Source organism: Escherichia sp. KTE172, from assembly GCF_000408845.1.
GTDB lineage: Bacteria > Pseudomonadota > Gammaproteobacteria > Enterobacterales > Enterobacteriaceae > Escherichia > Escherichia coli.
On record NZ_KE137316.1, the window covers coordinates 4,231,899 to 4,257,462 of the forward strand.

The window sequence follows — 25,564 nt, forward strand, 5'->3', positions numbered from 1 at the left end:
GCGTCTTATCATGCCTACAGGCCTGAACCGTAGGTCGGATAAGGCGCTCGCGCCGCATCCGACACCGTGCGCCGATGCCTGATGCGACGCTGGTGCGTCTTATCATGCCTACAGGCCTGAACCGTAGGTCGGATAAGGCGCTCGCGCCGCATCCGACACCGTGCGCAGATGCCTGATGCGACGCTGACGCGTCTTATCAGGCCTACCCACTACCCACTGTTTTTACACCGATAATTTTTCCCCCACCTTTTTGCACTCATTCATATAAAAAATATATTTCCCCACGAAAACGATTGCTTTTTATCTTCAGATGAATAGAATGCGGCGAATTTTTTGGGTTTCAAACAGCAAAAAGGGGGAATTTCGTGTCGCAAGATAACAACTTTAGCCAGGGGCCAGTCCCGCAGTCGGCGCGGAAAGGGGTATTGGCATTGACGTTCGTCATGCTGGGATTAACCTTCTTTTCCGCCAGTATGTGGACCGGCGGCACTCTCGGAACCGGTCTTAGCTATCATGATTTCTTCCTCGCAGTTCTCATCGGTAATCTTCTCCTCGGTATTTACACTTCATTTCTCGGTTACATTGGCGCAAAAACCGGCCTGACCACTCATCTTCTTGCTCGCTTCTCGTTTGGTGTTAAAGGCTCATGGCTGCCTTCACTGCTACTGGGCGGAACTCAGGTTGGCTGGTTTGGCGTCGGTGTGGCGATGTTTGCTATTCCGGTGGGTAAGGCAACCGGGCTGGATATTAATTTGCTGATTGCCGTTTCCGGTTTACTGATGACCGTCACCGTCTTTTTTGGCATTTCGGCGCTGACGGTTCTTTCGGTGATTGCGGTTCCGGCTATCGCCTGCCTGGGCGGTTATTCCGTGTGGCTGGCTGTTAACGGCATGGGCGGCCTGGACGCATTAAAAGCGGTCGTTCCCGCACAACCGTTAGATTTCAATGTCGCGCTGGCGCTGGTTGTGGGGTCATTTATCAGTGCGGGTACGCTCACCGCTGACTTTGTCCGGTTTGGTCGCAATGCCAAACTGGCGGTGCTGGTGGCGATGGTGGCCTTTTTCCTCGGCAACTCGTTGATGTTTATTTTCGGTGCAGCGGGCGCTGCGGCACTGGGGATGGCGGATATCTCTGATGTGATGATTGCTCAGGGCCTGCTGCTGCCTGCGATTGTGGTGCTGGGGCTGAATATCTGGACCACCAACGATAACGCACTCTATGCGTCGGGTTTAGGTTTCGCCAACATTACTGGTATGTCGAGCAAAACCCTTTCGGTGATTAACGGTATTATCGGTACGGTCTGCGCATTATGGCTGTATAACAATTTTGTCGGCTGGTTGACCTTCCTTTCGGCAGCTATTCCTCCGGTAGGTGGCGTGATCATTGCCGACTATCTGATGAACCGTCGCCGCTATGAGCACTTTGCGACCACGCGTATGATGAGTGTCAATTGGGTGGCGATTCTGGCGGTCGCGCTGGGGATTGCCGCAGGCCACTGGTTACCGGGAATTGTTCCGGTCAACGCGGTATTAGGTGGCGCGCTGAGCTATCTGATCCTTAACCCGATTTTGAATCGTAAAACGACAGCAGCAATGACGCATGTGGAGGTTAACAGTGTCGAATAACGCTTTACAAACAATTATTAACGCCCGGTTACCAGGCAAAGAGGGGCTGTGGCAGATTCATCTGCAGGACGGAAAAATCAGCGCCATTGATGCGCAATCCGGCGTGATGCCCATAACTGAAAACAGCCTGGATGCCGAACAAGGTTTAGTTATACCGCCGTTTGTGGAGCCGCATATTCACCTGGACACCACGCAAACCGCCGGACAACCGAACTGGAATCAGTCCGGCACGCTGTTTGAAGGCATTGAACGCTGGGCCGAGCGCAAAGCGTTATTAACCCATGACGATGTGAAACAACGCGCCTGGCAAACGCTGAAATGGCAGATTGCCAACGGCATTCAGCATGTGCGTACCCATGTCGATGTTTCGGATGCAACGCTAACTGCGCTGAAAGCAATGCTGGAAGTGAAGCAGGAAGTCGCGCCGTGGATTGATCTGCAAATTGTCGCCTTCCCTCAGGAAGGGATTTTGTCGTATCCCAACGGTGAAGCGTTGCTGGAAGAGGCGTTACGCTTAGGGGCAGATGTAGTGGGGGCGATTCCGCATTTTGAATTTACCCGTGAATACGGCGTGGAGTCGCTGCATAAAACCTTCGCCCTGTCGCAAAAATACGACCGTCTCATCGACGTTCACTGTGATGAGATTGATGACGAACAGTCGCGCTTTGTCGAAACCGTTGCAGCCCTGGCGCACCGTGAAGGCATGGGCGCGCGAGTCACCGCCAGCCACACAACGGCAATGCACTCCTATAACGGGGCGTATACCTCACGCCTGTTCCGCTTGCTGAAAATGTCCGGTATTAACTTTGTCGCCAACCCGCTGGTCAATATTCATCTGCAAGGACGTTTCGATACGTATCCAAAACGTCGCGGCATCACGCGCGTTAAAGAGATGCTGGAGTCCGGCATTAACGTCTGCTTTGGTCACGATGATGTCTTCGATCCGTGGTATCCGCTGGGAACGGCGAATATGCTGCAAGTGCTGCATATGGGGCTGCATGTTTGCCAGCTGATGGGCTACGGGCAGATTAACGACGGTCTGAATTTAATCACCCACCACAGCGCCAGGACGTTGAATTTGCAGGATTACGGCATTGCCGCCGGAAACAGCGCCAACCTGATTATCCTGCCTGCAGAAAATGGGTTTGATGCGCTGCGCCGTCAGGTTCCGGTGCGCTATTCGGTACGTGGCGGTAAGGTGATTGCCAGCACCCAACCAGCACAAACCACCGTATATCTGGAGCAGCCAGAAGCCATCGATTACAAACGGTGATCGGCTGGGCTGTGTGTTGACAAAGCGAGCGTAGTTTATGCCGGATGCGGCGTGAACGCCTTATCCGGCCTACGTAGAGCACTGAACTCGTAGGCCTGATAAGCGTAGCGCATCAGGCAATTGTGTCAGTGGTTACCGCGATTCATTCCCGCCAACAACCGCGCATTTATCCAACGCCATTTGCAAAAATGCCTTCGCGGCGGCTGTCTGCCAGCTATTTTTCCGCCGCAACAAAACCGCCGTTCTCTTCAGTAGTGGTGGGGCAAGAGAAATAGCTTTAAGCCCTTCATGTTGTGTGGCAATCGCTGCTGGCAACAATGTGGAAAGGGAAGTGCGGCGAATCAGCTCCAGAACCGCGCTAATTGAGTTCGCCTCAATGACCACCTGTGGATGTAGCCCCGCTTTCTCACAGTAGTGGTCAATTTGCTCTCTGGTGGCAAATTCCGCGCTGAGCAGGACCAGTTTTTCATCATGCAAGCGACTCAACGCCACCTGTTCACAGGCAGCCAGCGGATGATGTTGCGCCACGACTAACGCTAAACTTTCTGTCAGTAAAGGAATTGCCTCCAGCTCCGGCGAATGCACAGGCGCGAAGGCAATCCCAACGTCCAACTCGTCGCGACAAAGCAGATCTTCGATTTTCTCCTGCGACATTTCCTGTAGCTTGAGCGTGATGCCGGGGTAGCGCGCATAGAAATCCGCCATTAAAGGGCCGATAAAGTAGCTCGTAAAGGTGGGGGTGACGGCGATACGCAGCGATCCTCGCGTCAGATCGGCAACATCATGAATCGCCCGTTTACCCGCCCCCAGTTCCTGTAACGCCCGGCTGGCGTACTGTCGCCAGACTTCTCCTGCATCAGTGAGACGAATCGTTCGCCCGCTACGGTCAAACAGCGGCACGCCTAAACTCTCCTCTAACTGGCGAATCTGCTGGGAAAGCGCAGGCTGGGAGACGTGCAACGCACTGGCGGCACGGGTAAAGCTGCCATGTTCAGCCACGGCAAGAAAATAATTGATATGTCGAGAGAGCATTCGCCAACCTATAAGTAAATCCAATAGAACTCATCATAAATGAGACTTTTACCTTATGACAATCGGCGAGTAGTCTGCCTCTCATTCCAGAGACAGACAGAGGTTAACGGTGAAAGAGATTATTGATGGATTCCTTAAATTCCAGCGCGAGGCATTTCCGAAGCGGGAAGCCTTGTTTAAACAGCTGGCGACACAGCAAAGCCCGCGCACACTTTTTATCTCCTGCTCCGACAGCCGTCTGGTCCCTGAGCTGGTGACGCAACGTGAGCCTGGCGATCTGTTCGTTATTCGCAACGCGGGCAATATCGTTCCTTCCTACGGGCCAGAACCCGGTGGCGTTTCTGCTTCGGTGGAGTACGCCGTCGCTGCGCTTCGGGTATCTGACATTGTGATTTGCGGTCATTCCAACTGTGGCGCAATGACCGCTATTGCCAGCTGCCAGTGCATGGACCATATGCCTGCCGTCTCTCACTGGCTGCGTTATGCCGATTCTGCCCGCGTCGTTAATGAGGCGCGCCCGCATCGTGATTTACCGTCAAAAGCTGCGGCGATGGTGCGTGAAAACGTGATTGCTCAGTTGGCTAATCTGCAAACGCATCCATCGGTGCGCCTGGCGCTCGAAGAGGGGCGGATCGCCCTGCACGGCTGGGTCTACGACATTGAAAGCGGCAGCATCGCAGCTTTTGACGGCGCAACCCGCCAGTTTGTGCCACTGGCCGCTAATCCTCGCGTTTGTGCCATACCGCTACGCCAACCGACCGCAGCGTAACCTTATTTTTAAACCATCAGGAGATCCTCCATGATTCAGTCGCAAATTAACCGCAATATTCGTCTTGATCTTGCCGATGCCATTTTGCTCAGCAAAGCTAAAAAAGATCTCTCATTTGCCGAGATTGCCGACGGCACCGGTCTGGCAGAAGCCTTCGTAACCGCGGCTTTGCTGGGTCAGCAGGCGCTTCCTGCCGACGCCGCCCGCCAGGTCGGGGCGAAGCTGGATCTCGACGAAGACGCTATTCTACTGTTGCAGATGATTCCACTGCGTGGCTGCATTGATGACCGTATTCCAACCGACCCAACGATGTATCGTTTCTATGAAATGTTGCAGGTGTACGGCACAACCCTGAAAGCGTTGGTTCATGAGAAGTTTGGCGATGGCATTATCAGCGCGATTAACTTCAAACTCGACGTTAAGAAAGTGGCGGATCCGGAAGGTGGCGAACGCGCGGTCATCACCTTAGATGGCAAATATCTGCCGACCAAACCGTTCTGACAACCATGCGCGACCATCAAAAGACGTTCACGATGCTGCTGGTTCTGGTGCTGATTGGTCTTAATATGCGACCACTGCTCACCTCCGTCGGACCACTGCTACCGCAATTGCGTCAGGCGAGTGGAATGAGCTTTAGCGTGGCAGCCCTGTTGACTGCTCTGCCGGTGGTTACCATGGGCGGGCTGGCGCTGGCCGGAAGCTGGCTTCATCAGCATGTCAGCGAACGTCGCAGCGTCGCCATCAGTTTGTTACTGATTGCCGTCGGTGCATTGATGCGTGAGCTTTACCCCCAAAGTGCGCTGCTGCTTAGCAGCGCACTGCTTGGTGGAGTGGGGATCGGCATCATTCAGGCAGTGATGCCTTCGGTAATTAAGCGGCGGTTTCAGCACCGTACGCCACTGGTGATGGGGCTGTGGTCCGCGGCTCTGATGGGCGGCGGTGGACTTGGTGCCGCCATTACGCCCTGGTTAGTTCAACATAGCGAAACCTGGTATCAAACACTCGCCTGGTGGGCGCTGCCTGCCGTTGTTGCGCTCTTTGCCTGGTGGTGGCAAAGCGCCCGCGAGGTCGCCTCTTCTCACAAGACAACAACCACTCCGGTTCGCGTGGTATTTACTCCCCGCGCCTGGACGCTGGGTGTTTACTTCGGTCTGATTAACGGCGGTTACGCCAGCCTGATTGCCTGGTTACCCGCTTTCTATATTGAGATTGGTGCCAGCGCGCAGTACAGCGGTTCCTTGCTGGCATTGATGACGCTTGGGCAAGCAGCAGGGGCATTGCTAATGCCTGCTATGGCTCGCCATCAGGATCGGCGCAAACTTTTGATGCTGGCGCTGGCGTTACAACTGGTGGGGTTCTGCGGCTTTATCTGGCTGCCGCTGCAATTGCCGGTATTGTGGGCAATGGTGTGTGGGTTAGGTCTGGGCGGCGCATTTCCGCTCTGTTTGCTGCTGGCGCTCGATCACTCTGCGCAACCCGCTATTGCTGGCAAACTGGTGGCGTTTATGCAGGGGATCGGTTTTATCATCGCCGGGCTTGCCCCGTGGTTTTCTGGTGTGCTGCGTAGTATCAGTGGCAATTACTTGATGGACTGGGCGTTTCATGCGCTGTGCGTCGTTGGGCTGATGATCATAACCCTGCGTTTTGCACCAGCACGTTTTCCGCAGCTGTGGGTCAAAGAGGCATGATGCGACGCTTGTTTCGCCAGATAATGGAAGAGTGAATTATTGTCGGATGTGCCCAATGGCGCATCCGACATTTATTTCAGTGCTAATTTAAACTGAAGGTTCAACTTTATAATCTTTGTAATAATAGTGCTTATCCCGGTCGTTTATTTCGCGAATAACCCGGCAAGGAACGCCAGCAGCCACGACGTTTGGTGGAATGTCTTTTATGACGACACTACCCGCGCCAATAACAGAATTATCCCCGATGGTGACGCCTGGATTAATGACCACATGACTTCCGATCCAGACGTTATTGCCAATCGTTATCGGAAAAGAGTACATCTCACCGTTTTTTCTTAATTCATGGTGTACCGGGTGTCCCGTAACGGAAAGAGTAACGTTGGGTGCAATCAGTACGTTATCACCGATTGTTACCGTGTAGTCATCGACAATGGTTAAATTAAAATTTGCATAAAAATTGCGGCCTATATGGATGTTGGAACCGTAAGAGAAATAGACGGGAGGTTCTACCCAGGCGTTTTCCCCTACCGTGGCAAACATTTCTTTAATCAGGCTTTCTCTTTTTTCAACTTCTGATGGATGCGAGTGATTAAACTCATACATTAACGTTTTCCCACGAAGTCTTTTTTCCGGTAAGCCTTCGCACATATCGGTAAATAGCTTGCCTGCTTTTATTCTTTCGGTCATTGGCATGTTCATTGCGATCATTCCGTTATGATATGTTGGTCGGATAAGGCGCTCGCGCCGCATCCGACATTGATTGCTTAAGCGACTTCATTCACCTGACGACGCAGTAGAGAAAGCGGACCGGGGCCGCTAAGCGTGAACACGGAAATTAAGGTGAAGCCCAACGCCACCAGACCCAGCACCAGATAAGCGCCCTGGAAACCGATGCTTTCATACATATTGCCCGCCAGTACAGACATAAAAATCATCGCCAGTTGCTTAAAGAAGCAGAAACAGACCAGATAAATCGTCGCTGAAAAACGCACTTCAAACTGGCTGGTAATATATTTAAAGCAGCCCACCAGCAGGAACGGTACTTCAAACATATGCAGCGTTTTCAGAATAACCACTTCCAGCGCTGAGGTGGCGAACGATGAGCCAATAATACGTACAGACATAATAGTGCCAGCCAGCAGCAGGGCGTTTTTCCCACCGATGCGATTAATGATCAGCGGCGCGAAGAACATAATCGAGGCGTTAAGTAATTCGCCCATTGTCGTTACGTAGCCAAATACCCGCGTACCCTGTTCACCGGTGGCAAAGAACGAAGTAAAGAAATTAGCAAACTGTTGGTCAAAAACATCGTAGGTGCAGGAAACGCCAATAACATACAGTGACAAAAACCACAGTTTTGGCTGTCTGAACAGTTCCAGCGCCAGCTTAAGGCTAAATGCCGAATGGTTGGCACCTACCGCATTGGCAACCGTGGCGGAAGAGGGTGCATCCGTTTTGGCGAAAAAGAGCAAAACGGCGAGGATGAGTGCACAGCCAGAACCCAGCCAGAAAACAAACTGATTATTGATGGTGAACATGATGCCGACAATCGAGGCACACAGCGCCCAGCCAACACAGCCAAACATCCGCGCGCGACCAAATTCGAAATTACTGCGACGGCTGACTTTCTCGATAAATGCCTCTACTGCTGGCGCACCGGCGTTAAAACAAAAGCCAAGATAAATACCACCAACAATCGATCCTACTAAAATGTTGTATTGTAACAGTGGCCCGAAGATAAAAATAAAGAACGGCGCAAACATCACTAACATGCCGGTAATAATCCACAGCAGGTATTTGCGCAGCCCGAGTTTGTCAGAAAGCAGACCAAACAGCGGTTGGAATAATAGCGAGAACAGAGAAATAGCAGCAAAAATAATACCCGTATCACTTTTGCTGATATGGTTGATGTCATGTAGCCAAATCGGGAAAAACGGGAAGTAGGCTCCCATGATAAAAAAGTAAAAGAAAAAGAATAAACCGAACATCCAAAAGTTTGTGTTTTTTAAATAGTACATAATGGATTTCCTTACGCGAAATACGGGCAGACATGGCCTGCCCGGTTATTATTATTTTTGACACCAGACCAACTGGTAATGGTAGCGACCGGCGCTCAGCTGGAATTCCGCCGACACTGACGGGCTCCAGGAGTCGTCGCCACCAATCCCCATATGGAAACCGTCGATATTCAGCCATGTGCCTTCTTCCGCGTGCAGCAGATGGCGATGGCTGGTTTCCATCAGTTGTTGTTGGCTGTAGCGACTGATATTGAACTGGAAGTCGCCGCGCCACTGGTGTGGGCCATAATTCAATTCGCGCGTCCCGCAGCGCAGACCGTTTTCGCTCGGGAAGACGTACGGGGTATACATGTCTGACAATGGCAGATCCCAGCGGTCAAAACAGGCCGCAGTAAGGCGGTCGGGATAGTTTTCTTGCGGCCCTAATCCGAGCCAGTTTACCCGCTCTGCGACCTGCGCCAGCTGGCAGGTCAGGCCAATCCGTGCCGGATGCGGTGTATCGCTCGCTACTTCAACATCAACGGTAATCGCCATTTGACCACTACCATCAATCCGGTAGGTTTTCCGGCTGATAAATAAGGTTTTCCCCTGATGCTGCCACGCGTGAGCGGTCGTAATCAGCACCGCGTCGGCAAGTGTATCTGCCGTGCACTGCAACAACGCTGCTTCGGCCTGGTAATGGCCCGCCGCCTTCCAGCGTTCGACCCAGGCGTTAGGGTCAATGCGGGTCGCTTCACTTACGCCAATGTCGTTATCCAGCGGTGCACGGGTGAACTGAGCGCGCAGCGGCGTCAGCAGTTGTTTTTCATCGCCAATCCACATCTGTGAAAGAAAGCCTGACTGGCGGTTAAATTGCCAACGCTTATTACCCAGCTCGATGCAAAAATCCATTTCGCTGGTGGTCAGATGCGGGATGGAGTGGGACGCGGCGGGGAGTGTCACGCTGAGGTTTTCCGCCAGACGCCACTGATGCCAGGCGCTGATGTGTCCGGCTTCTGACCATGCGGTCGCGTTCGGTTGCACTACGTGTACCGTTAGCCAGAGTTGCCCGGTGCTTTCCGGCTGCGGTAGTACAGGCAGTTCAATTACCTGTTTACCTTGTGGAGCGACATCCAGAGGCACTTCACCGCTTGCCAGCGGCTTGCCATCCAGTGCCACCGTCCAGTGCAGGAGCTCGTTATCGCTATGACGGAACAGGTATTCGCTGGTCACTTCGATGGTTCGCCCGGATAAACGGAACTGGAAAAACTGCTGCTGGTGTTTTGCTTCCGTCAGCGCCGGATGCGGCGTGCGGTCGGCAAAGACCAGACCGTTCATGCAGAACTGGCGATCGTTCGGCGTATCGCCAAAATCACCGCCGTAAGCCGACCACGGGTTGCCGTTTTCATCATATTTAATCAGCGACTGATCCACCCAGTCCCAGACGAAGCCGCCCTGTAAACGGGGGTACTGACGAAATGCCTGCCAGTATTTAGCGAAGCCGCCAAGACTGTTACCCATTGCGTGGGCATATTCGCAAAGGATCAGCGGGCGCAGTTCTCCAGGCAGCGAAAGCCATTTTTTGATGGACCATTTCGGCACAGCCGGGAAGGGCTGGTCTTCATCCACGCGCGCGTACATCGGGCAAATAATATCAGTTGCGGAGGTGTCGGCTCCGCCGCCTTCATACTGCACCGGGCGGGAAGGATCGACAGATTTGATCCAGCGATACAGTGCGTCGTGATTAGCGCCGTGGCCTGATTCATTCCCCAGCGACCAGATGATCACACTCGGGTGATTACGATCGCGCTGCACCATTCGCGTTACGCGTTCGCTCATCGCGGGTAGCCAGCGCGGATCATCGGTCAGACGATTCATTGGCACCATGCCGTGGGTTTCAATATTGGCTTCATCCACCACATACAGGCCGTAGCGGTCGCACAACGTGTACCACAGCGGATGATTCGGATAATGCGAACAGCGCACGGCGTTAAAGTTGTTCTGCTTCATCAGCAGGATATCCTGCACCATCGTCTGCTCATCCATGACCTGACCATGCAGAGGATGATGCTCGTGACGGTTAACGCCGCGAATCAGCAACGGCTTGCCGTTCAGCAGCAGCAGACCATTTTCAATCCGCACTTCGCGGAAACCGACATCGCAGGCTTCTGCTTCAATCAGCGTGCCGTCGGCGGTGTGCAGTTTAACCACCGCACGATAGAGATTCGGGATTTCGGCGCTCCACAGCGCCGGGTTTTCGACGTTCAGACGTAGCGTGACGCGATCGGCATAACCACCACGCTCATCGATAATTTCACCGCCGAAAGGCGTGGTGCCGCTGGCGACCTGCGTTTCACCCTGCCACAAAGAAACCGTCACCCGCAGCTCATCGCGCAGTTCGCCGCACATCTGAACTTCTGCCTCCAGTACCGCGCGGCTGAAATCATCATTAAAGCGAGTGGCAACATGGAAATCGCTGATTTGTGTGGTCGGTTTGTGCAGCAACGAGACGTCACGGAAAATGCCGCTCATCCGCCACATATCCTGATCTTCCAGATAACTGCCGTCACTCCAGCGCAGTACCATCACCGCGAGGCGGTTTTCTCCGGCGCGTAAAAATGCGCTCAGGTCAAATTCAGACGGCAAACGGCTGTCCTGGCCGTAACCGACCCAGCGCCCGTTGCACCACAAATGAAACGCCGAATTAACGCCATCAAAAATAATTCGCGTCTGGCCTTCCTGTAGCCAGCTTTCATCAACATTAAATGTGAGCGAGTAACAACCTGTCGGATTCTCCACGGGAACAAACGGCGGATTGACCGTAATGGGATAGGTCACGTTGGTGTAGATGGGCGCGTCGTAACCGTGCATCTGCCAGTTTGAGGGGACGACGATAGTATCGGCGTCAGGAAGATCGCACTCCAGCCAGCTTTCCGGCACCGCTTCTGGTGCCGGAAACCAGGCAAAGCGCCATTCGCCATTCAGGCTGCGCAACTGTTGGGAAGGGCGATCGGTGCGGGCCTCTTCGCTATTACGCCAGCTGGCGAAAGGGGGATGTGCCGCAAGGCGATTAAGTTGGGTAACGCCAGGGTTTTCCCAGTCACGACGTTGTAATACGACGGCCAGTGAATCCGTAATCATAGTCATAGCTGTATCCTGTGTGAAATTGTTATCCGCTCACAATTCCACACAACATACGAGCCGGACGCATAAAGTGTAAAGCCTGGGGTGCCTAATGAGTGAGCTGACTCACATTAATTGCGTTGCGCTCACTGCCCGCTTTCGAGTCGGGAAATTTGTCGCGCCAGCTGCATTAAAGAATCTGCCAACGCCTGGGGAGAAGCGGTTTGCGTATTGGGCGGAAGGGTGGTTTTTCTTTTCACCAGTGAGACGGGCAACAGCTGATTGCCCTTCACCGCCTGGCCCTGAGAGAGTTGCAGCAAGCGGTCCACGCTGGTTTGCCCCAGCAGGCGAAAATCCTGTTTGATGGTGGTTAACGGCGGGATATAACACGAGCTGTCTTCGGTATCGTCGTATCCCACTACCGAGATATCCGCACCAACGTGCAGCCCGGACTCGGTAATGGCGCGCATTGCGCCCAGCGCCATCTGATCGTTGGCAACCAGCATCGCAGTAGGAACGATGTCCTCATTCAGCATTTGCATGGTTTGTTGAAAACCGGACATGGCACTCCAGTCGCCTTCCCGTTCCGCTATCGGCTGAATTTGATTGCGAGTGAGATATTTATGCCAGCCCGCCAGGCGCAGACGTGCCGAGACAGAACTTAATGGACCTGCTAACAGCGCGATTTGCTGGTGACCCAATGCGACCAGATGCTCCACGCCCAGTCGCGTACCGTCTTCATGGGAGAAAATAATACTGTTGATGGGTGTCTGGTCAGAGACATCAAGAAATAAAGCCGGAACATTAGTGCAGGCAGCTTCCACAGCAATGGCATCCTGGTCATCCAGCGGATAGTTAATGATCAGCCCACTGACGCGTTGCGCGAGAAGATTGTGCACCGCCGCTTTACAGGCTTCGACGCCGCTTCGTTCTACCATCGACACCACCACGCTGGCACCCAGTTGATCGGCGCGAGATTTAATCGCCGCGACAATTTGCGACGGCGCGTGCAGGGCCAGACTGGAGGTGGCAACGCCAATCAGCAACGACTGCTTGCCCGCCAGTTGTTGTGCCACGCGGTTGGGAATGTAATTCAGCTCCGCCATCGCCGCTTCTACTTTTTCCCGCGTTTTCGCAGAAACGTGGCTGGCCTGGTTCACCACGCGGGAAACGGTCTGATAAGAGACACCGGCATACTCTGCGACATCGTATAGCGTTACTGGTTTCACATTCACCACCCTGAATTGACTCTCTTCCGGGCGCTATCATGCCATACCGCGAAAGGTTTTGCGCCATTCGATGGTGTCAACGTAAATGCATGCCGCTTCGCCGTCCGGCCACCAGAATAGCCTGCGATTCAACCCCTTCTTCGATCTGTTTTGCCACCCGTTGTAGCGCCGGAAGATGCTTTTCCGCTGCCTGTTCAATGGTCATTGCGCTCGCCATATACACCAGATTCAGACAGCCAATCACCCGTTGTTCACTGCGCAGCGGTACGGCAATAGAGGCGATCTTTTCTTCTTGATCCCAGCCGCGGTAGTTCTGTCCGTACCCCTCTTTGCGCGCGCGCGCCAGAATGGCTTCCAGCTTTAACGGTTCCCGTGCCAGTTGATAGTCATCACCGGGGCGGGAGGCTAACATCTCGATTAATTCCTTGCGTTCTTGTTCCGGGCAAAAGGCCAGCCAGGTCAGGCCCGAGGCGGTTTTCAGGAGCGGTAAACGTCGCCCGACCATTGCCCGGTGAAAGGATAAGCGGCTGAAACGGTGAGTGGTTTCGCGTACCACCATTGCATCAACATCCAGCGTGGACACATCTGTCGGCCATACCACTTCGCGCAACAGATCGCCCAGCAGTGGGGCCGCCAGTGCAGAAATCCACTGTTCGTCACGAAATCCTTCGCTTAATTGCCGCACTTTGATGGTCAGACGAAAACTGTCATCGGAGGGACTACGCCGGACATATCCCTCTTCCTGCAGCGTCTCCAGCAGTCGCCGCACAGTGGTGCGATGCAGGCCGCTGAGTTCCGCCAGCAGCCCGACGCTGGCACCGCCATCAAGTTTATTTAACATATTTAATAACATTAGACCGCGGGTTAAGCCGCGCACGGTTTTGTATTCCGTCTGCTCATTGTTCTGCATATTAATTGACATTTCTATAGTTAAAACAACGTTGTGCACCTGGTGCACATTCGGGCATGTTTTGATTGTAGCCGAAAACACCCTTCCTATACTGAGCGCACAATAAAAAATCATTTACATGTTTTTAACAAAATAAGTTGCGCTGTACTGTGCGCGCAACGGCATTTTGTCCGAGTCGTGAGGTACTGAAATGGCAATACAACACCCTGACATCCAGCCTGCTGTTAACCATAGCGTTCAGGTGGCGATCGCTGGTGCCGGTCCGGTCGGGCTGATGATGGCGAACTATCTCGGCCAGATGGGCATTGACGTGCTGGTGGTGGAGAAACTCGATAAGTTGATCGACTACCCGCGGGCGATTGGTATTGATGACGAGGCGCTGCGCACCATGCAGTCGGTTGGCCTGGTCGATAATGTTCTGCCGCACACTACGCCGTGGCACGCGATGCGTTTTCTCACCCCGAAAGGCCGCTGTTTTGCTGATATTCAGCCAATGACCGATGAATTTGGCTGGCCGCGCCGTAACGCCTTTATTCAGCCTCAGGTCGATGCGGTGATGCTGGAAGGATTGTCGCGTTTTCCGAATGTGCGCTGCCTGTTTTCCCGCGAGCTGGAGGCCTTCAGCCAGCAAGATGACGAAGTGACCTTGCACCTGAAAACGGAAGAAGGGCAGCGGGAAACGGTCAAAGCCCAGTGGCTGGTGGCCTGTGATGGTGGGGCAAGTTTTGTCCGTCGCACCCTGAATGTGCCGTTTGAAGGTAAAACTGCGCCAAATCAGTGGATTGTGGTAGATATCGCCAACGATCCGTTAAGTACGCCCCATATCTATTTGTGTTGTGATCCGGTGCGCCCGTATGTTTCTGCCGCGCTGCCTCATGCGGTACGTCGCTTTGAATTTATGGTGATGCCGGGAGAAACCGAAGAACAGCTGCGTGAGCCGCAAAATATGCGCAAGCTGTTAAGCAAAGTGCTGCCTAATCCGGACAATGTTGAATTGATTCGCCAGCGTGTCTATACCCATAACGCGCGACTGGCGCAACGTTTCCGTATTGATCGCGTACTGCTGGCGGGCGATGCCGCGCACATCATGCCGGTGTGGCAGGGGCAGGGCTATAACAGTGGTATGCGCGACGCCTTTAACCTCGCATGGAAACTGGCGTTGGTTATCCAGGGGAAAGCCCGTGATGCGCTGCTCGATACCTATCAACAAGAACGTCGCGATCACGCCAAAGCGATGATTGACCTGTCCGTGACGGCGGGCAACGTGCTGGCTCCGCCGAAACGCTGGCAGGGTACGTTACGTGACGGCGTTTCCTGGCTGTTGAATTATCTGCCGCCAGTAAAACGCTACTTCCTCGAAATGCGCTTCAAGCCGATGCCGCAATATTACGGCGGTGCGCTGGTGCGTGAGGGCGAAGCGAAGCACTCTCCGGTCGGCAAGATGTTTATTCAGCCGAAAGTCACGCTGGAAAACGGCGACGTGACGCTGCTCGATAACGCGATCGGCGCGAACTTCGCGGTAATTGGCTGGGGATGCAATCCACTGTGGGGGATGAGCGACGAGCAAATCCAGCAGTGGCGCGCGTTGGGCACACGCTTCATTCAGGTGGTGCCGGAAGTGCAAATTCATACCGCACAGGATAACCACGACGGCGTACTACGCGTGGGCGATACGCAAGGTCGCCTGCGTAGCTGGTTCGCGCAACACAATGCTTCGCTGGTGGTGATGCGCCCGGATCGCTTTGTTGCCGCCACCGCCATTCCGCAAACCCTGGGCAAGACCCTGAATAAACTGGCGTCGGTGATGACGCTGACCCGCCCTGATGCCGACGTTTCTGTCGAAAAGGTAGCCTGATATGCACGCTTATCTTCACTGTCTTTCCCACTCGCCGCTGGTGGGGTATGTCGACCCGGCGCAAGAGGTGCTCGATGAGGTCAATGGCGTGATTGCCAGCGCCCGCGAGCGTATTGCGGCTTTCTCCCCTGAACTGGTGGTGCTGTTTGCGCCAGATCACTACAACGGCTTTTTCTATGACGTGATGCCACCGTTCTGTTTAGGCGTTGGAGCGACGGCAATTGGTGATTTCGGTAGTGCGGCAGGAGAGCTGCCCGTGCCTGTTGAGCTGGCGGAGGCCTGTGCGCATGCCGTCATGAAGAGCGGGATCGATCTTGCCGTTTCTTACTGTATGCAGGTGGACCACGGGTTCGCCCAGCCGCTGGAGTTCCTGCTCGGCGGGCTGGATAAGGTGCCGGTTTTGCCTGTGTTCATCAACGGTGTCGCCACGCCGTTGCCCGGTTTCCAGCGTACCCGCATGTTGGGTGAAGCCATTGGACGTTTCACCAGTACTCTCAATAAACGCGTGCTGTTCCTGGGTTCCGGTGGGCTTTCCCATCAGCCGCCGGTGCCAGAACTGGCGAAAGCCGATGCCCATATGCGCGACCGTCTGTTGGGGAGCGGGAAAGATTTACCCGCCAGTGAGCGCGAATTGCGTCAGCAACGGGTGATTAGCGCCGCTGAGAAGTTTGTTGAGGATCAGAGAACGCTGCATCCCCTCAACCCGATTTGGGATAACCAGTTCATGACTTTGCTGGAGCAGGGACGCATACAGGAACTGGATGCCGTCAGTAACGAAGAGCTTTCCGCCATTGCCGGAAAGTCGACACATGAAATCAAAACCTGGGTCGCCGCTTTTGCCGCTATTTCTGCGTTTGGCAACTGGCGTAGCGAAGGGCGTTATTACCGCCCAATCCCGGAGTGGATTGCCGGATTTGGCTCGTTAAGCGCCAGAACAGAGAACTGAATATGCAGGAGAAGATGATGAGTTATCAGCCACAAACCGAAGCCGCCACCAGTCGTTTTCTGAATGTAGAAGAAGCGGGTAAAACGCTGCGCATCCATTTTAATGACTGCGGACAAGGCGACGAAACTGTTGTCCTGCTGCATGGTTCCGGCCCGGGTGCTACTGGCTGGGCGAACTTCAGCCGCAATATCGATCCGCTGGTAGAGGCGGGCTATCGGGTGATCCTGCTGGATTGTCCGGGTTGGGGTAAGAGCGATTCGATCGTTAATAGTGGTTCGCGATCGGATCTTAATGCGCGAATCCTGAAAAGCGTGGTGGATCAACTGGATATCGCCAAAATCCACCTGCTGGGCAACTCGATGGGCGGCCACAGTTCTGTGGCGTTCACTCTTAACTGGCCGGAGCGCGTCGGCAAACTGGTGCTGATGGGCGGCGGTACGGGCGGCATGAGTTTGTTTACGCCGATGCCAACCGAAGGTATTAAGCGACTGAATCAGCTTTATCGTCAGCCGACTATCGAAAACCTGAAGCTGATGATGGATATCTTCGTTTTTGATACCAGCGATTTGACCGACGCCCTGTTTGAAGCGCGCCTGAATAATATGCTGTCGCGCCGCGATCACCTGGAAAACTTCGTTAAGAGCCTGGAAGCCAATCCGAAACAGTTCCCGGATTTTGGCCCACGTCTGGCGGAAATCAAAGCGCAAACCCTGATTGTCTGGGGGCGCAACGACCGCTTTGTGCCGATGGATGCGGGTCTGCGTCTGCTGTCCGGCATTGCCGGTTCTGAACTGCATATCTTCCGCGACTGTGGTCACTGGGCGCAGTGGGAACATGCCGACGCTTTCAATCAACTGGTGCTGAATTTCCTCGCACGCCCTTAAGGAACGGTCATGACGAAGCATACTCTTGAGCAACTGGCGGCGGATTTACGCCGCGCCGCAGAGCAGGGCGAAGCGATTGCGCCGCTGCGCGATCTGATTGGTATTGAAAACGCTGAAGCGGCCTACGCCATTCAGCGCATCAATGTGCAACATGACGTTGCGCAGGGGCGTCGCGTGGTGGGGCGTAAAGTGGGCCTGACGCATCCGAAAGTGCAGCAACAACTGGGCGTTGATCAACCGGATTTCGGGACATTATTTGCCGACATGTGTTATGGCGATAACGAAACCATTCCTTTTTCCCGTGTTCTGCAACCCCGCATTGAAGCGGAGATTGCACTGGTGTTGAACCGCGATTTGCCCGCAACCGATATCACCTTCGACGAACTGTATAACGTCATTGAATGGGTACTTCCGGCGCTGGAGGTGGTGGGTAGCCGCATTCGCGACTGGTCGATTCAGTTTGTCGATACCGTGGCAGATAACGCCTCCTGTGGGGTGTATGTCATCGGCGGTCCGGCGCAACGTCCGGCGGGGTTAGACCTGAAAAACTGCGCCATGAAGATGACGCGTAATAACGAAGAGGTTTCCAGCGGGCGCGGCAGCGAATGCCTGGGACATCCGCTTAATGCCGCCGTCTGGCTGGCACGCAAAATGGCCAGCCTGGGTGAACCGCTGCGCGCCGGAGATATCATTCTTACCGGGGCATTAGGTCCGATGGTGGCGGTGAATGCGGGCGATCGTTTTGAAGCCCATATCGAAGGCATAGGTTCAGTTGCTGCGACATTTTCAAGCGCAGCCCCAAAAGGAAGTCTGTCATGAGTAAGCGTAAAGTCGCCATTATCGGTTCTGGCAACATTGGCACCGATCTGATGATTAAAATTTTGCGTCACGGTCAGCATCTGGAGATGGCGGTGATGGTCGGCATTGATCCTCAGTCCGACGGTCTGGCGCGTGCCAGACGTATGGGCGTCGCCACCACCCATGAAGGGGTGATCGGGCTGATGAACATGCCTGAATTTGCTGATATCGACATTGTATTTGATGCGACCAGCGCCGGTGCTCATGTGAAAAACGATGCCGCTTTGCGCGAAGCGAAACCGGATATTCGCTTAATTGACCTGACGCCTGCTGCCATCGGCCCTTACTGCGTGCCGGTGGTTAACCTCGAGGAGAACGTCGATCAACTGAACGTCAACATGGTCACCTGCGGCGGCCAGGCCACCATTCCAATGGTGGCGGCAGTTTCACGCGTGGCGCGTGTTCATTACGCCGAAATTATCGCTTCTATTGCCAGTAAATCTGCCGGACCTGGCACGCGTGCCAATATCGATGAATTTACGGAAACCACTTCGCGCGCCATTGAAGTGGTGGGTGGCGCGGCAAAAGGGAAGGCAATTATCGTGCTTAACCCAGCAGAGCCACCGTTGATGATGCGTGACACGGTGTATGTATTGAGCGACGAAGCTTCACAAGATGATATCGAAGCCTCAATCAATGAAATGGCTGAGGCGGTGCAGGCTTACGTACCGGGTTATCGCCTGAAACAGCGCGTGCAGTTTGAAGTTATCCCGCAGGATAAACCGGTTAATTTGCCGGGCGTGGGGCAGTTCTCCGGGCTGAAAACAGCGGTCTGGCTGGAAGTCGAAGGCGCAGCGCATTATCTGCCTGCCTATGCGGGCAACCTCGACATTATGACTTCCAGTGCGCTGGCGACAGCGGAAAAAATGGCCCAGTCACTGGCGCGCAAGGCAGGAGAAGCGGCATGAACGGTAAAAAACTTTATATTTCGGACGTCACGTTGCGTGACGGTATGCACGCCATTCGTCATCAGTATTCGCTGGAAAATGTCCGCCAGATTGCCAAAGCACTGGACGATGCCCGCGTGGATTCGATTGAAGTGGCCCACGGCGACGGTTTGCAAGGTTCCAGCTTTAACTATGGTTTCGGCGCACATAGCGACCTAGAATGGATTGAAGCAGCGGCGGATGTGGTGAAGCACGCCAAAATCGCGACGTTGTTGCTGCCAGGAATCGGCACTATTCACGATCTGAAAAATGCCTGGCAGGCTGGCGCGCGGGTGGTTCGTGTGGCAACGCACTGTACCGAAGCTGATGTTTCCGCCCAGCATATTCAGTATGCCCGCGAGCTCGGAATGGACACCGTTGGTTTTCTGATGATGAGCCATATGACCACGCCGGAGAATCTCGCAAAGCAGGCAAAGCTGATGGAAGGCTACGGTGCGACCTGTATTTATGTGGTGGATTCTGGCGGTGCGATGAACATGAGCGATATCCGTGACCGTTTCCGCGCCCTGAAAGCAGAGCTGAAACCAGAAACGCAAACCGGCATGCACGCTCACCATAACCTGAGTCTTGGCGTGGCGAACTCTATCGCGGCGGTGGAAGAGGGCTGTGACCGAATCGACGCCAGCCTCGCGGGAATGGGAGCGGGCGCAGGTAACGCGCCGCTGGAAGTATTTATTGCCGCCGCGGATAAACTGGGTTGGCAGCATGGGACCGATCTCTATGCGTTAATGGATGCCGCTGACGACCTGGTGCGTCCGTTGCAGGATCGACCGGTACGAGTCGATCGCGAAACGCTGGCGCTGGGATACGCTGGTGTTTACTCCAGCTTCCTGCGTCACTGTGAAACGGCGGCGGCGCGTTATGGCTTAAGCGCGGTGGATATTCTCGTTGAGTTGGGCAAACGCCGGATGGTTGGCGGTCAGGAGGATATGATCGTCGATGTGGCGCTGGATCTGCGCAACAACAAATAATGATGACTGCCGAGAACGTGCATTTTGTATGCCCATCCCAGCACGACTGCCGGATGCGGCGTAAACGCCTTATCCGGCCTATATTTCGCCCGTAGGCAGTCATTAAATGGTTCTGATTACGCGGCTGACAATGTATCAGCCGCGATTCACCTGCACTCGCAACGAGGTTCATCTTATGTCGACTCGTACCCCTTCATCATCTTCAACCCGCCTGATGCTGACCATCGGGCTTTGTTTTTTGGTCGCTCTGATGGAAGGGCTGGATCTTCAGGCGGCTGGCATTGCGGCGGGTGGCATCGCCCAGGCTTTCGCACTCGATAAAATGCAAATGGGCTGGATATTCAGCGCCGGAATACTCGGTTTGCTACCCGGCGCGCTGGTTGGCGGAATGCTGGCGGACCGTTATGGTCGTAAGCGTATTTTAATTAGCTCAGTTGCGCTGTTTGGTTTGTTCTCACTGGCAACGGCGATTGCCTGGGATTTCCCCTCACTGGTCTTTGCGCGACTGATTACCGGTGTCGGGCTGGGGGCGGCGTTGCCGAATCTGATCGCCCTGACGTCTGAAGCCGCGGGGCCACGTTTTCGTGGGACGGCAGTGAGCCTGATGTATTGCGGTGTTCCCATTGGCGCGGCGCTGGCGGCGACACTGGGTTTCGCGGGGGCAAACTTAGCATGGCAAACGGTGTTTTGGGTAGGTGGTGTGGTGCCGTTGATTCTGGTGCCGCTATTAATGCGCTGGCTGCCGGAGTCGGCGGTGTTCGCTGGCGAAAAACAGGCCGCGCCTCCACTGCGTGCGTTATTTGCGCCAGAAACGGCAACCGCGACGCTGCTGCTGTGGTTGTGTTATTTCTTCACTCTGCTGGTGGTCTACATGTTGATCAACTGGCTACCGCTGCTTTTGGTGGAGCAAGGATTCCAGCCATCGCAGGCGGCAGGGGTGATGTTTGCACTGCAAATGGGTGCGGCAAGCGGGACGTTAATGTTGGGCGCATTGATGGATAAGCTGCGTCCAGTAACCATGTCGCTACTGATTTATAGCGGCATGTTAGCTTCGCTGCTGGCGCTGGGAACGGTGTCGTCATTTAACGGTATGTTGCTGGCGGGATTCGTCGCGGGGTTGTTTGCGACAGGTGGGCAAAGCGTTTTGTATGCCCTGGCACCGTTGTTTTACAGTTCGCAGATCCGCGCAACAGGTGTGGGAACAGCCGTGGCGGTAGGGCGTCTGGGGGCTATGAGCGGTCCGTTACTGGCCGGGAAAATGCTGGCATTAGGCACTGGCACGGTTGGCGTAATGGCCGCTTCTGCGCCGGGTATTCTTGTTGCTGGCCTGGCAGTGTTTATTTTGATGAGCCGGAGATCACGAATGCAGCCGTGCGCCGATGCCTGACGCGCCTTATTAAGCAGGGACGAAAGGGACTTGCCCCAATACACCTACGGCGTTTACAGGTATACTCGCTAAAAATTATTCAGCGGGTTTGGAAACAAAGATGGCAAAACTTACCTTACAAGAGCAGTTGCTCAAAGCAGGATTAGTCACCAGCAAAAAAGCGGCGAAGGTCGAGAGAACGGCGAAAAAATCGCGCGTTCAGGCGCGTGAAGCTCGGGCGGCGGTAGAAGAAAATAAAAAGGCACAGCTTGAACGTGATAAACAGCTTAGCGAGCAGCAAAAACAAGCGGCGTTGGCGAAAGAATATAAAGCTCAGGTGAAGCAGCTCATTGAAATGAACCGAATCACCATTGTTAATGGCGATATTGGTTTTAACTTCACTGACGGTAATCTGATTAAGAAAATCTTTGTCGATAAGCTCACGCAAGCGCAGTTAATTAATGGTCGTCTGGCGATTGCCCGCTTGTTGCTCGATAACAATAGCGAAGGTGAATACGCCATTATTCCCGCCAGCGTTGCCGATAAAATTGCTCAGCGTGATGCCAGCAGTATTGTGTTGCACAGCGCGCTCAGTGCCGAAGAGCAGGATGAAGACGATCCGTATGCCGACTTCAAAGTGCCTGATGATTTGATGTGGTAAACATAGATAAGTCGTGCGCAGATGCCTGATGCGACGCTATGCGCGTCTTATCATGCCTACGGCCTGCGGGCGAAATGTAGGCGGATAAGGCGTTCACGCCGCATCCGGCAGTCGTGCACTATTATTAACGCATATTCAGTTTATTGGCGTGATAGGCAATATGCTCGCCAATAAAACTGGAGACAAAATAATAGCTGTGATCATAACCCTCGTGATAACGGATTAACGTCTTGATATTCATCTCCTGGCAGATCTTTTCAAGATTTGGAGTCCGCAGCTGTTCTGCGTAAAAATCATCACTCAACCCCTGATCAACCATGATTTCCGCAACGCGTTGACCTTGTGAAATAAGGCTCACCGGGTCGTAATCCAACCAGGCTTCTTTATTTTCACCAAGATATGCGGTAAAGGCTTGCTGTCCCCACGGTACTTGCGATGGGGAGACAATGGGCGAAAACGCTGAGACGCTGACATATTCATCTGGATTACGTAACGCCAGCACCAGTGCGCCCAGCCCGCCCATAGAATGACCTGAGATAGACTTTCTGGCCGTTGCCGGAAAATGTTGCATCACTAAATCCGGCAGCTCGTTGCGGATATAGTCATACATTTTGTAATGTTCATTCCACGGCGCTTGCGTTGCGTTCAGGTAAAACCCGGCACCTTGCCCGAGATCGTAACGGTCAGCATCTGCGACATGACTGCCTCGCGGACTGGTGTCCGGCGCAACAACAATAATGTTGTGCTCAGCCGCGTAACGTTGCATCCCCGATTTAGTAATGAAATTCTGCTCGTTGCAAGTCAGCCCTGAAAGCCAGTACAACACCGGCAATTTTTCACTTGCGGCTTTTGGTGGGAGATAGACGCCGACATTCATTTCACATTTCAGTGATGGGGAATAATGCCGATACACATTTTGCCAGCCGCCAAAGCTGGCATGTTTTTCAATGAGTTCCATCAGTCATTATCTCACGGTTAATCCCCCGGACGGCTGCCCGGGGAGAGTATTAAGAACCCCGTCTGAACTGGACGGGTAAACCTGCGGGAAATCAGTAACGAATTACGGTTCGAATGGATTTGCCTTCATGCATCAGGTCAAAGGCGTCATTAATTTCATCCAGGCTCATGGTATGCGTGACAAACGGTTCCAGATCGATATCGCCTTTCATCGCATCTTCAACCATACCCGGTAACTGGGAACGACCTTTCACGCCGCCAAACGCGGAACCTTTCCATACGCGACCGGTGACCAACTGGAATGGACGGGTGGAGATTTCCTGACCAGAACCAGCTACCCCGATGATCACCGACTGACCCCAGCCGCGGTGCGCACTTTCCAGCGCCGCACGCATCACGTTGACGTTACCGATGCATTCAAAGGTATGGTCGATACCCCATTTGTTGATATCCAGCAGGACATCTTTAATCGGTTTGTCGTAGTCATTCGGGTTAATGCAGTCGGTGGCACCGAAGCGACGCGCCAGATCGAATTTCTTCGGGTTCGTATCAATAGCGATAATCCGTCCCGCTTTCGCCTGACGCGCGCCCTGAACCACTGCCAGACCAATCGCGCCAAGACCAAATACGGCAACAGAATCACCTGGCTGGACTTTAGCCGTGTTGTGTACCGCGCCAATACCGGTGGTCACGCCACAGCCCAGCAGGCAGACGTGTTCATGGTTTGCTTCTGGATTAATTTTGGCCAGAGACACTTCCGCGACCACGGTGTATTCACTGAATGTAGAGCATCCCATGTAGTGATAAAGCGGCTGCCCGTTGTAAGAAAAACGGGTGGTGCCGTCTGGCATCAGGCCTTTACCCTGGGTTTCGCGAACCGCAACACAGAGGTTGGTTTTGCCGGAACGACAGAACTCACACTCGCCGCACTCTGCGGTGTAAAGCGGGATCACATGGTCGCCAGGTTTGACGCTGGTTACGCCTTCACCGACTTCAACCACAACGCCGGCCCCTTCGTGACCGAGAACTACCGGGAATACACCTTCCGGGTCATCGCCGGAGAGGGTAAATGCGTCGGTATGGCAAACGCCGGTATGGGTGACTTTAATCAGCACTTCACCTTTTTTCGGTGGTGCAACGTCAATTTCAACGATTTCCAGCGGTTTACCGGGAGCAAATGCAACGGCAGCACGTGATTTCATCTCTCGCTCTTCCTCAATATGGTAATAGATTCAGCTATTTAAGATAGGCACGAACCAGTTCAATAGTGTCGTCAACGGATTGGCTGACTTCGCGGCTGTAGCAGTCATTTCGGTCAAACGTTTCCCGGATATGGCTTTCAAGCACTTCTGCCATCAGCCCGTTAGCCGCGCCCCGAACGGCAGCGATCTGTTGGAGTATGGCACGGCATTCGGCATCACCCTCCAGCGACCGTTCCAGAGCATCAATCTGCCCCCGAATACGACGAACTCGAGTAAGGACCTTTTTCTTCTCTTCCGGAGTACTGGGCATTTCGCACCTCATCATCTGCATGCAATATACTATAGGGGGGTATGCTATATGTCAATGCATACCCCCCTATAGTATATAACACTGGAGAATAAAATTTATCCGGTGAATGTGGTCGGAAAACAAAGAGGAAAGGGGGTGGGGCTAATCGGCAGGGAAGGCCGCCCCGGATAGCGGGCGGCAGAAGCAATCAGAATTTCCAGGTCAGATGGGCTGCAAGTTGCAGACCGTTATAATCATCGGTTGGGGTGTCGTACCACACTTTACCTGCCGTCAGCCCGAGATTAAGTTGCTCAGTCAGCGGTTGAATACGTTGCAAACTGACGCTCTTCATGCTGCCGTAGCGTGTTTCTGGCGTCCAGTCATAGGTGTAAGCACCTGTTCCGCGGCTTAGCCATAGTTGCGTATAACCAGTGCCGCGCGGGTCATTCAGACGCACGGAAATCATATTGCTGTAACTACCACCTGCATCGCTGGAGTCATAATGGGTATAGCGGTAGCTGGAGATCACCGGGCCAGTATAGAGTGATACGCCGCCTTGCCAGGCATCGACTTCGACATCATCGTAATATTTAGTGTAGCGATAACCGGTCGTGAAAAGCGTTTTTGGCAACAGTGCCAGGTTAATATCCTGACGAAAATCCTGGCGGGCAAAGACCGGCGTATTATCCGCAAAGGCAATACCCATTCGGGTTGTCAGCCAGTTATTCCATTTATACCAGACCGCACCCTGACCGCGAGTGGCATTGAAATGTTCAGTTTCATAATCACGACGCCCCTGGGAAAGATTAAAAAGCAGCGTTGCGTTTTCAACTTTCGCCACCAGTTCAGCATACGCTAAATTACGGTTGCCATGATCGCCAGAATAATCGGTAAAATCGTAGCCCGCGGTAATGGAAGTTAACCCGGCATAAGCGGGCAATGTGCTAAAAATTGCTGCCGCTAATAACGTCCGTTTTATCAT

Annotated in this window: 23 protein-coding genes; 13 read left to right on the forward strand and 10 right to left on the reverse strand. The window is 53.8% G+C overall.

Translation table 11 applies throughout. The annotated features are described in order from the left end of the window. The first annotated feature begins 365 nt into the window (after positions 1 to 365). Both codB and codA read left to right on the forward strand, forming a co-directional pair. Positions 366 to 1,625: a cytosine permease gene (codB, locus tag G434_RS04275; protein WP_000076236.1), complete on the forward strand. Its 1,260-nt coding sequence runs from the start codon at positions 366 to 368 to the stop codon at positions 1,623 to 1,625. After that, the gene (gene codA, locus G434_RS04270) at positions 1,615 to 2,898 is read left to right on the forward strand and encodes a cytosine/isoguanine deaminase (protein ID WP_001309292.1); all 1,284 of its coding nucleotides are present in this window, start codon (positions 1,615 to 1,617) and stop codon (positions 2,896 to 2,898) included. Before codB ends, codA begins: the two co-directional genes overlap by 11 nt. Before the next feature lie 132 nt (positions 2,899 to 3,030). Here codA and cynR read toward each other — a convergent pair whose 3' ends face one another. Continuing rightward, a complete protein-coding gene (gene cynR, locus G434_RS04265; protein WP_000952477.1) occupies positions 3,031 to 3,930 on the reverse strand; it encodes a transcriptional regulator CynR in 900 nt (299 codons plus the stop codon). A gap of 109 nt (positions 3,931 to 4,039) precedes the next feature. Here cynR and cynT point away from each other — a divergent pair, with 109 nt between their 5' ends. The 3 genes from cynT to cynX are packed head-to-tail and all read left to right on the forward strand — an operon-like array spanning position 4,040 to position 6,387. Beyond that, a complete protein-coding gene (gene cynT, locus G434_RS04260; protein ID WP_000658644.1) occupies positions 4,040 to 4,699 on the forward strand; it encodes a carbonic anhydrase CynT in 660 nt (219 codons plus the stop codon). A 30-nt stretch (positions 4,700 to 4,729) separates the two neighbouring features. Further along, a complete protein-coding gene (cynS, locus tag G434_RS04255) occupies positions 4,730 to 5,200 on the forward strand; it encodes a cyanase (RefSeq protein ID WP_000616247.1) in 471 nt (156 codons plus the stop codon). Between the two features lie 5 nt (positions 5,201 to 5,205). Then, complete coding sequence (cynX, locus tag G434_RS04250; RefSeq protein ID WP_001309293.1) at positions 5,206 to 6,387, forward strand: cyanate transporter CynX; 1,182 nt, start codon at positions 5,206 to 5,208, stop codon at positions 6,385 to 6,387. An 87-nt stretch (positions 6,388 to 6,474) separates the two neighbouring features. Here cynX and lacA read toward each other — a convergent pair whose 3' ends face one another. The 5 genes from lacA to G434_RS04225 all read right to left on the reverse strand — a co-directional run bounded on the left by lacA (position 6,475) and on the right by G434_RS04225 (position 13,646). Further along, complete coding sequence (lacA, locus tag G434_RS04245) at positions 6,475 to 7,086, reverse strand: galactoside O-acetyltransferase (protein ID WP_001445686.1); 612 nt, start codon at positions 7,084 to 7,086, stop codon at positions 6,475 to 6,477. A 65-nt stretch (positions 7,087 to 7,151) separates the two neighbouring features. Further along, complete coding sequence (gene lacY / locus G434_RS04240; protein WP_000291549.1) at positions 7,152 to 8,405, reverse strand: lactose permease; 1,254 nt, start codon at positions 8,403 to 8,405, stop codon at positions 7,152 to 7,154. A 51-nt stretch (positions 8,406 to 8,456) separates the two neighbouring features. Then, complete coding sequence (gene lacZ, locus G434_RS04235; RefSeq protein WP_000177868.1) at positions 8,457 to 11,531, reverse strand: beta-galactosidase; 3,075 nt, start codon at positions 11,529 to 11,531, stop codon at positions 8,457 to 8,459. 122 nt (positions 11,532 to 11,653) lie between these two features. Then, positions 11,654 to 12,736 (reverse strand): DNA-binding transcriptional repressor LacI, encoded by a 1,083-nt coding sequence (gene lacI, locus G434_RS04230; protein WP_000805899.1) that lies wholly within the window; start codon positions 12,734 to 12,736, stop codon positions 11,654 to 11,656. 76 nt (positions 12,737 to 12,812) lie between these two features. Further along, positions 12,813 to 13,646 carry a DNA-binding transcriptional regulator gene (locus G434_RS04225; RefSeq protein WP_001309295.1) on the reverse strand — a complete coding sequence of 278 codons (834 nt, stop codon included), beginning with the start codon at positions 13,644 to 13,646 and terminating at the stop codon, positions 12,813 to 12,815. Positions 13,647 to 13,836: 190 nt separating this feature from the next. Between G434_RS04225 and G434_RS04220 the strand changes: the two genes are divergently transcribed. From G434_RS04220 to G434_RS04185, 8 genes are all read left to right on the forward strand, one after another. Further along, positions 13,837 to 15,501, forward strand: a complete 1,665-nt coding sequence (locus G434_RS04220) for a bifunctional 3-(3-hydroxy-phenyl)propionate/3-hydroxycinnamic acid hydroxylase (protein ID WP_001007420.1) — start codon at positions 13,837 to 13,839, stop codon at positions 15,499 to 15,501. Between the two features lies 1 nt (position 15,502). Then, positions 15,503 to 16,447, forward strand: a complete 945-nt coding sequence (gene mhpB / locus G434_RS04215) for a 2,3-dihydroxyphenylpropionate/2,3-dihydroxicinnamic acid 1,2-dioxygenase (protein WP_000543457.1) — start codon at positions 15,503 to 15,505, stop codon at positions 16,445 to 16,447. Between the two features lie 17 nt (positions 16,448 to 16,464). Then, positions 16,465 to 17,331, forward strand: coding sequence for a 2-hydroxy-6-oxonona-2,4-dienedioate hydrolase (gene mhpC, locus G434_RS04210; RefSeq protein WP_000121898.1), 867 nt, complete (start codon positions 16,465 to 16,467; stop codon positions 17,329 to 17,331). A 9-nt stretch (positions 17,332 to 17,340) separates the two neighbouring features. Then, positions 17,341 to 18,150 (forward strand): 2-keto-4-pentenoate hydratase, encoded by an 810-nt coding sequence (gene mhpD, locus G434_RS04205; RefSeq protein ID WP_000160742.1) that lies wholly within the window; start codon positions 17,341 to 17,343, stop codon positions 18,148 to 18,150. After that, entirely contained in the window at positions 18,147 to 19,097 is a 951-nt protein-coding gene (gene mhpF, locus G434_RS04200; protein ID WP_000044321.1) for an acetaldehyde dehydrogenase, read from the forward strand. Before mhpD ends, mhpF begins: the two co-directional genes overlap by 4 nt. Further along, positions 19,094 to 20,107 carry a 4-hydroxy-2-oxovalerate aldolase gene (gene mhpE, locus G434_RS04195; protein WP_001013499.1) on the forward strand — a complete coding sequence of 338 codons (1,014 nt, stop codon included), beginning with the start codon at positions 19,094 to 19,096 and terminating at the stop codon, positions 20,105 to 20,107. The genes mhpF and mhpE overlap by 4 nt, the downstream gene beginning before the upstream one ends. Before the next feature lie 175 nt (positions 20,108 to 20,282). After that, positions 20,283 to 21,494, forward strand: a complete 1,212-nt coding sequence (gene mhpT, locus G434_RS04190) for a 3-(3-hydroxy-phenyl)propionate transporter MhpT (protein ID WP_000107645.1) — start codon at positions 20,283 to 20,285, stop codon at positions 21,492 to 21,494. 100 nt (positions 21,495 to 21,594) lie between these two features. Further along, positions 21,595 to 22,134 carry a DUF2058 domain-containing protein gene (locus G434_RS04185; protein WP_001096718.1) on the forward strand — a complete coding sequence of 180 codons (540 nt, stop codon included), beginning with the start codon at positions 21,595 to 21,597 and terminating at the stop codon, positions 22,132 to 22,134. A gap of 124 nt (positions 22,135 to 22,258) precedes the next feature. Here the strand turns inward: G434_RS04185 and fghA are convergent, their stop codons facing one another. From fghA to G434_RS04165, 4 genes are all read right to left on the reverse strand, one after another. After that, positions 22,259 to 23,092 (reverse strand): S-formylglutathione hydrolase, encoded by an 834-nt coding sequence (gene fghA / locus G434_RS04180; protein ID WP_000419039.1) that lies wholly within the window; start codon positions 23,090 to 23,092, stop codon positions 22,259 to 22,261. Between the two features lie 91 nt (positions 23,093 to 23,183). After that, positions 23,184 to 24,293 (reverse strand): S-(hydroxymethyl)glutathione dehydrogenase, encoded by a 1,110-nt coding sequence (frmA, locus tag G434_RS04175; protein ID WP_000842102.1) that lies wholly within the window; start codon positions 24,291 to 24,293, stop codon positions 23,184 to 23,186. Positions 24,294 to 24,327: 34 nt separating this feature from the next. Beyond that, positions 24,328 to 24,603, reverse strand: coding sequence for a formaldehyde-responsive transcriptional repressor FrmR (gene frmR, locus G434_RS04170; protein WP_001141271.1), 276 nt, complete (start codon positions 24,601 to 24,603; stop codon positions 24,328 to 24,330). A 187-nt stretch (positions 24,604 to 24,790) separates the two neighbouring features. Next, positions 24,791 to 25,564 carry a YaiO family outer membrane beta-barrel protein gene (locus G434_RS04165; RefSeq protein ID WP_000596107.1) on the reverse strand — a complete coding sequence of 258 codons (774 nt, stop codon included), beginning with the start codon at positions 25,562 to 25,564 and terminating at the stop codon, positions 24,791 to 24,793.

Coding starts and splice junctions, on each gene's coding strand:
- mhpD (WP_000160742.1), top strand. CDS start 17,341: ATGACGAAGCATACTCTTGAGCAACTGGCGGCGGATTTACGCCGCGCC.
- mhpC (WP_000121898.1), top strand. CDS start 16,465: ATGAGTTATCAGCCACAAACCGAAGCCGCCACCAGTCGTTTTCTGAAT.
- mhpF (WP_000044321.1), top strand. CDS start 18,147: ATGAGTAAGCGTAAAGTCGCCATTATCGGTTCTGGCAACATTGGCACC.
- lacZ (WP_000177868.1), bottom strand. CDS start 11,531: ATGACTATGATTACGGATTCACTGGCCGTCGTATTACAACGTCGTGAC.
- cynX (WP_001309293.1), top strand. CDS start 5,206: ATGCGCGACCATCAAAAGACGTTCACGATGCTGCTGGTTCTGGTGCTG.
- frmR (WP_001141271.1), bottom strand. CDS start 24,603: ATGCCCAGTACTCCGGAAGAGAAGAAAAAGGTCCTTACTCGAGTTCGT.
- lacY (WP_000291549.1), bottom strand. CDS start 8,405: ATGTACTATTTAAAAAACACAAACTTTTGGATGTTCGGTTTATTCTTT.
- frmA (WP_000842102.1), bottom strand. CDS start 24,293: ATGAAATCACGTGCTGCCGTTGCATTTGCTCCCGGTAAACCGCTGGAA.
- mhpB (WP_000543457.1), top strand. CDS start 15,503: ATGCACGCTTATCTTCACTGTCTTTCCCACTCGCCGCTGGTGGGGTAT.
- cynR (WP_000952477.1), bottom strand. CDS start 3,930: ATGCTCTCTCGACATATCAATTATTTTCTTGCCGTGGCTGAACATGGC.
- fghA (WP_000419039.1), bottom strand. CDS start 23,092: ATGGAACTCATTGAAAAACATGCCAGCTTTGGCGGCTGGCAAAATGTG.
- G434_RS04185 (WP_001096718.1), top strand. CDS start 21,595: ATGGCAAAACTTACCTTACAAGAGCAGTTGCTCAAAGCAGGATTAGTC.
- G434_RS04220 (WP_001007420.1), top strand. CDS start 13,837: ATGGCAATACAACACCCTGACATCCAGCCTGCTGTTAACCATAGCGTT.
- cynS (WP_000616247.1), top strand. CDS start 4,730: ATGATTCAGTCGCAAATTAACCGCAATATTCGTCTTGATCTTGCCGAT.
- mhpE (WP_001013499.1), top strand. CDS start 19,094: ATGAACGGTAAAAAACTTTATATTTCGGACGTCACGTTGCGTGACGGT.
- G434_RS04165 (WP_000596107.1), bottom strand. CDS start 25,564: ATGATAAAACGGACGTTATTAGCGGCAGCAATTTTTAGCACATTGCCC.
- lacA (WP_001445686.1), bottom strand. CDS start 7,086: ATGAACATGCCAATGACCGAAAGAATAAAAGCAGGCAAGCTATTTACC.
- G434_RS04225 (WP_001309295.1), bottom strand. CDS start 13,646: ATGCAGAACAATGAGCAGACGGAATACAAAACCGTGCGCGGCTTAACC.
- mhpT (WP_000107645.1), top strand. CDS start 20,283: ATGTCGACTCGTACCCCTTCATCATCTTCAACCCGCCTGATGCTGACC.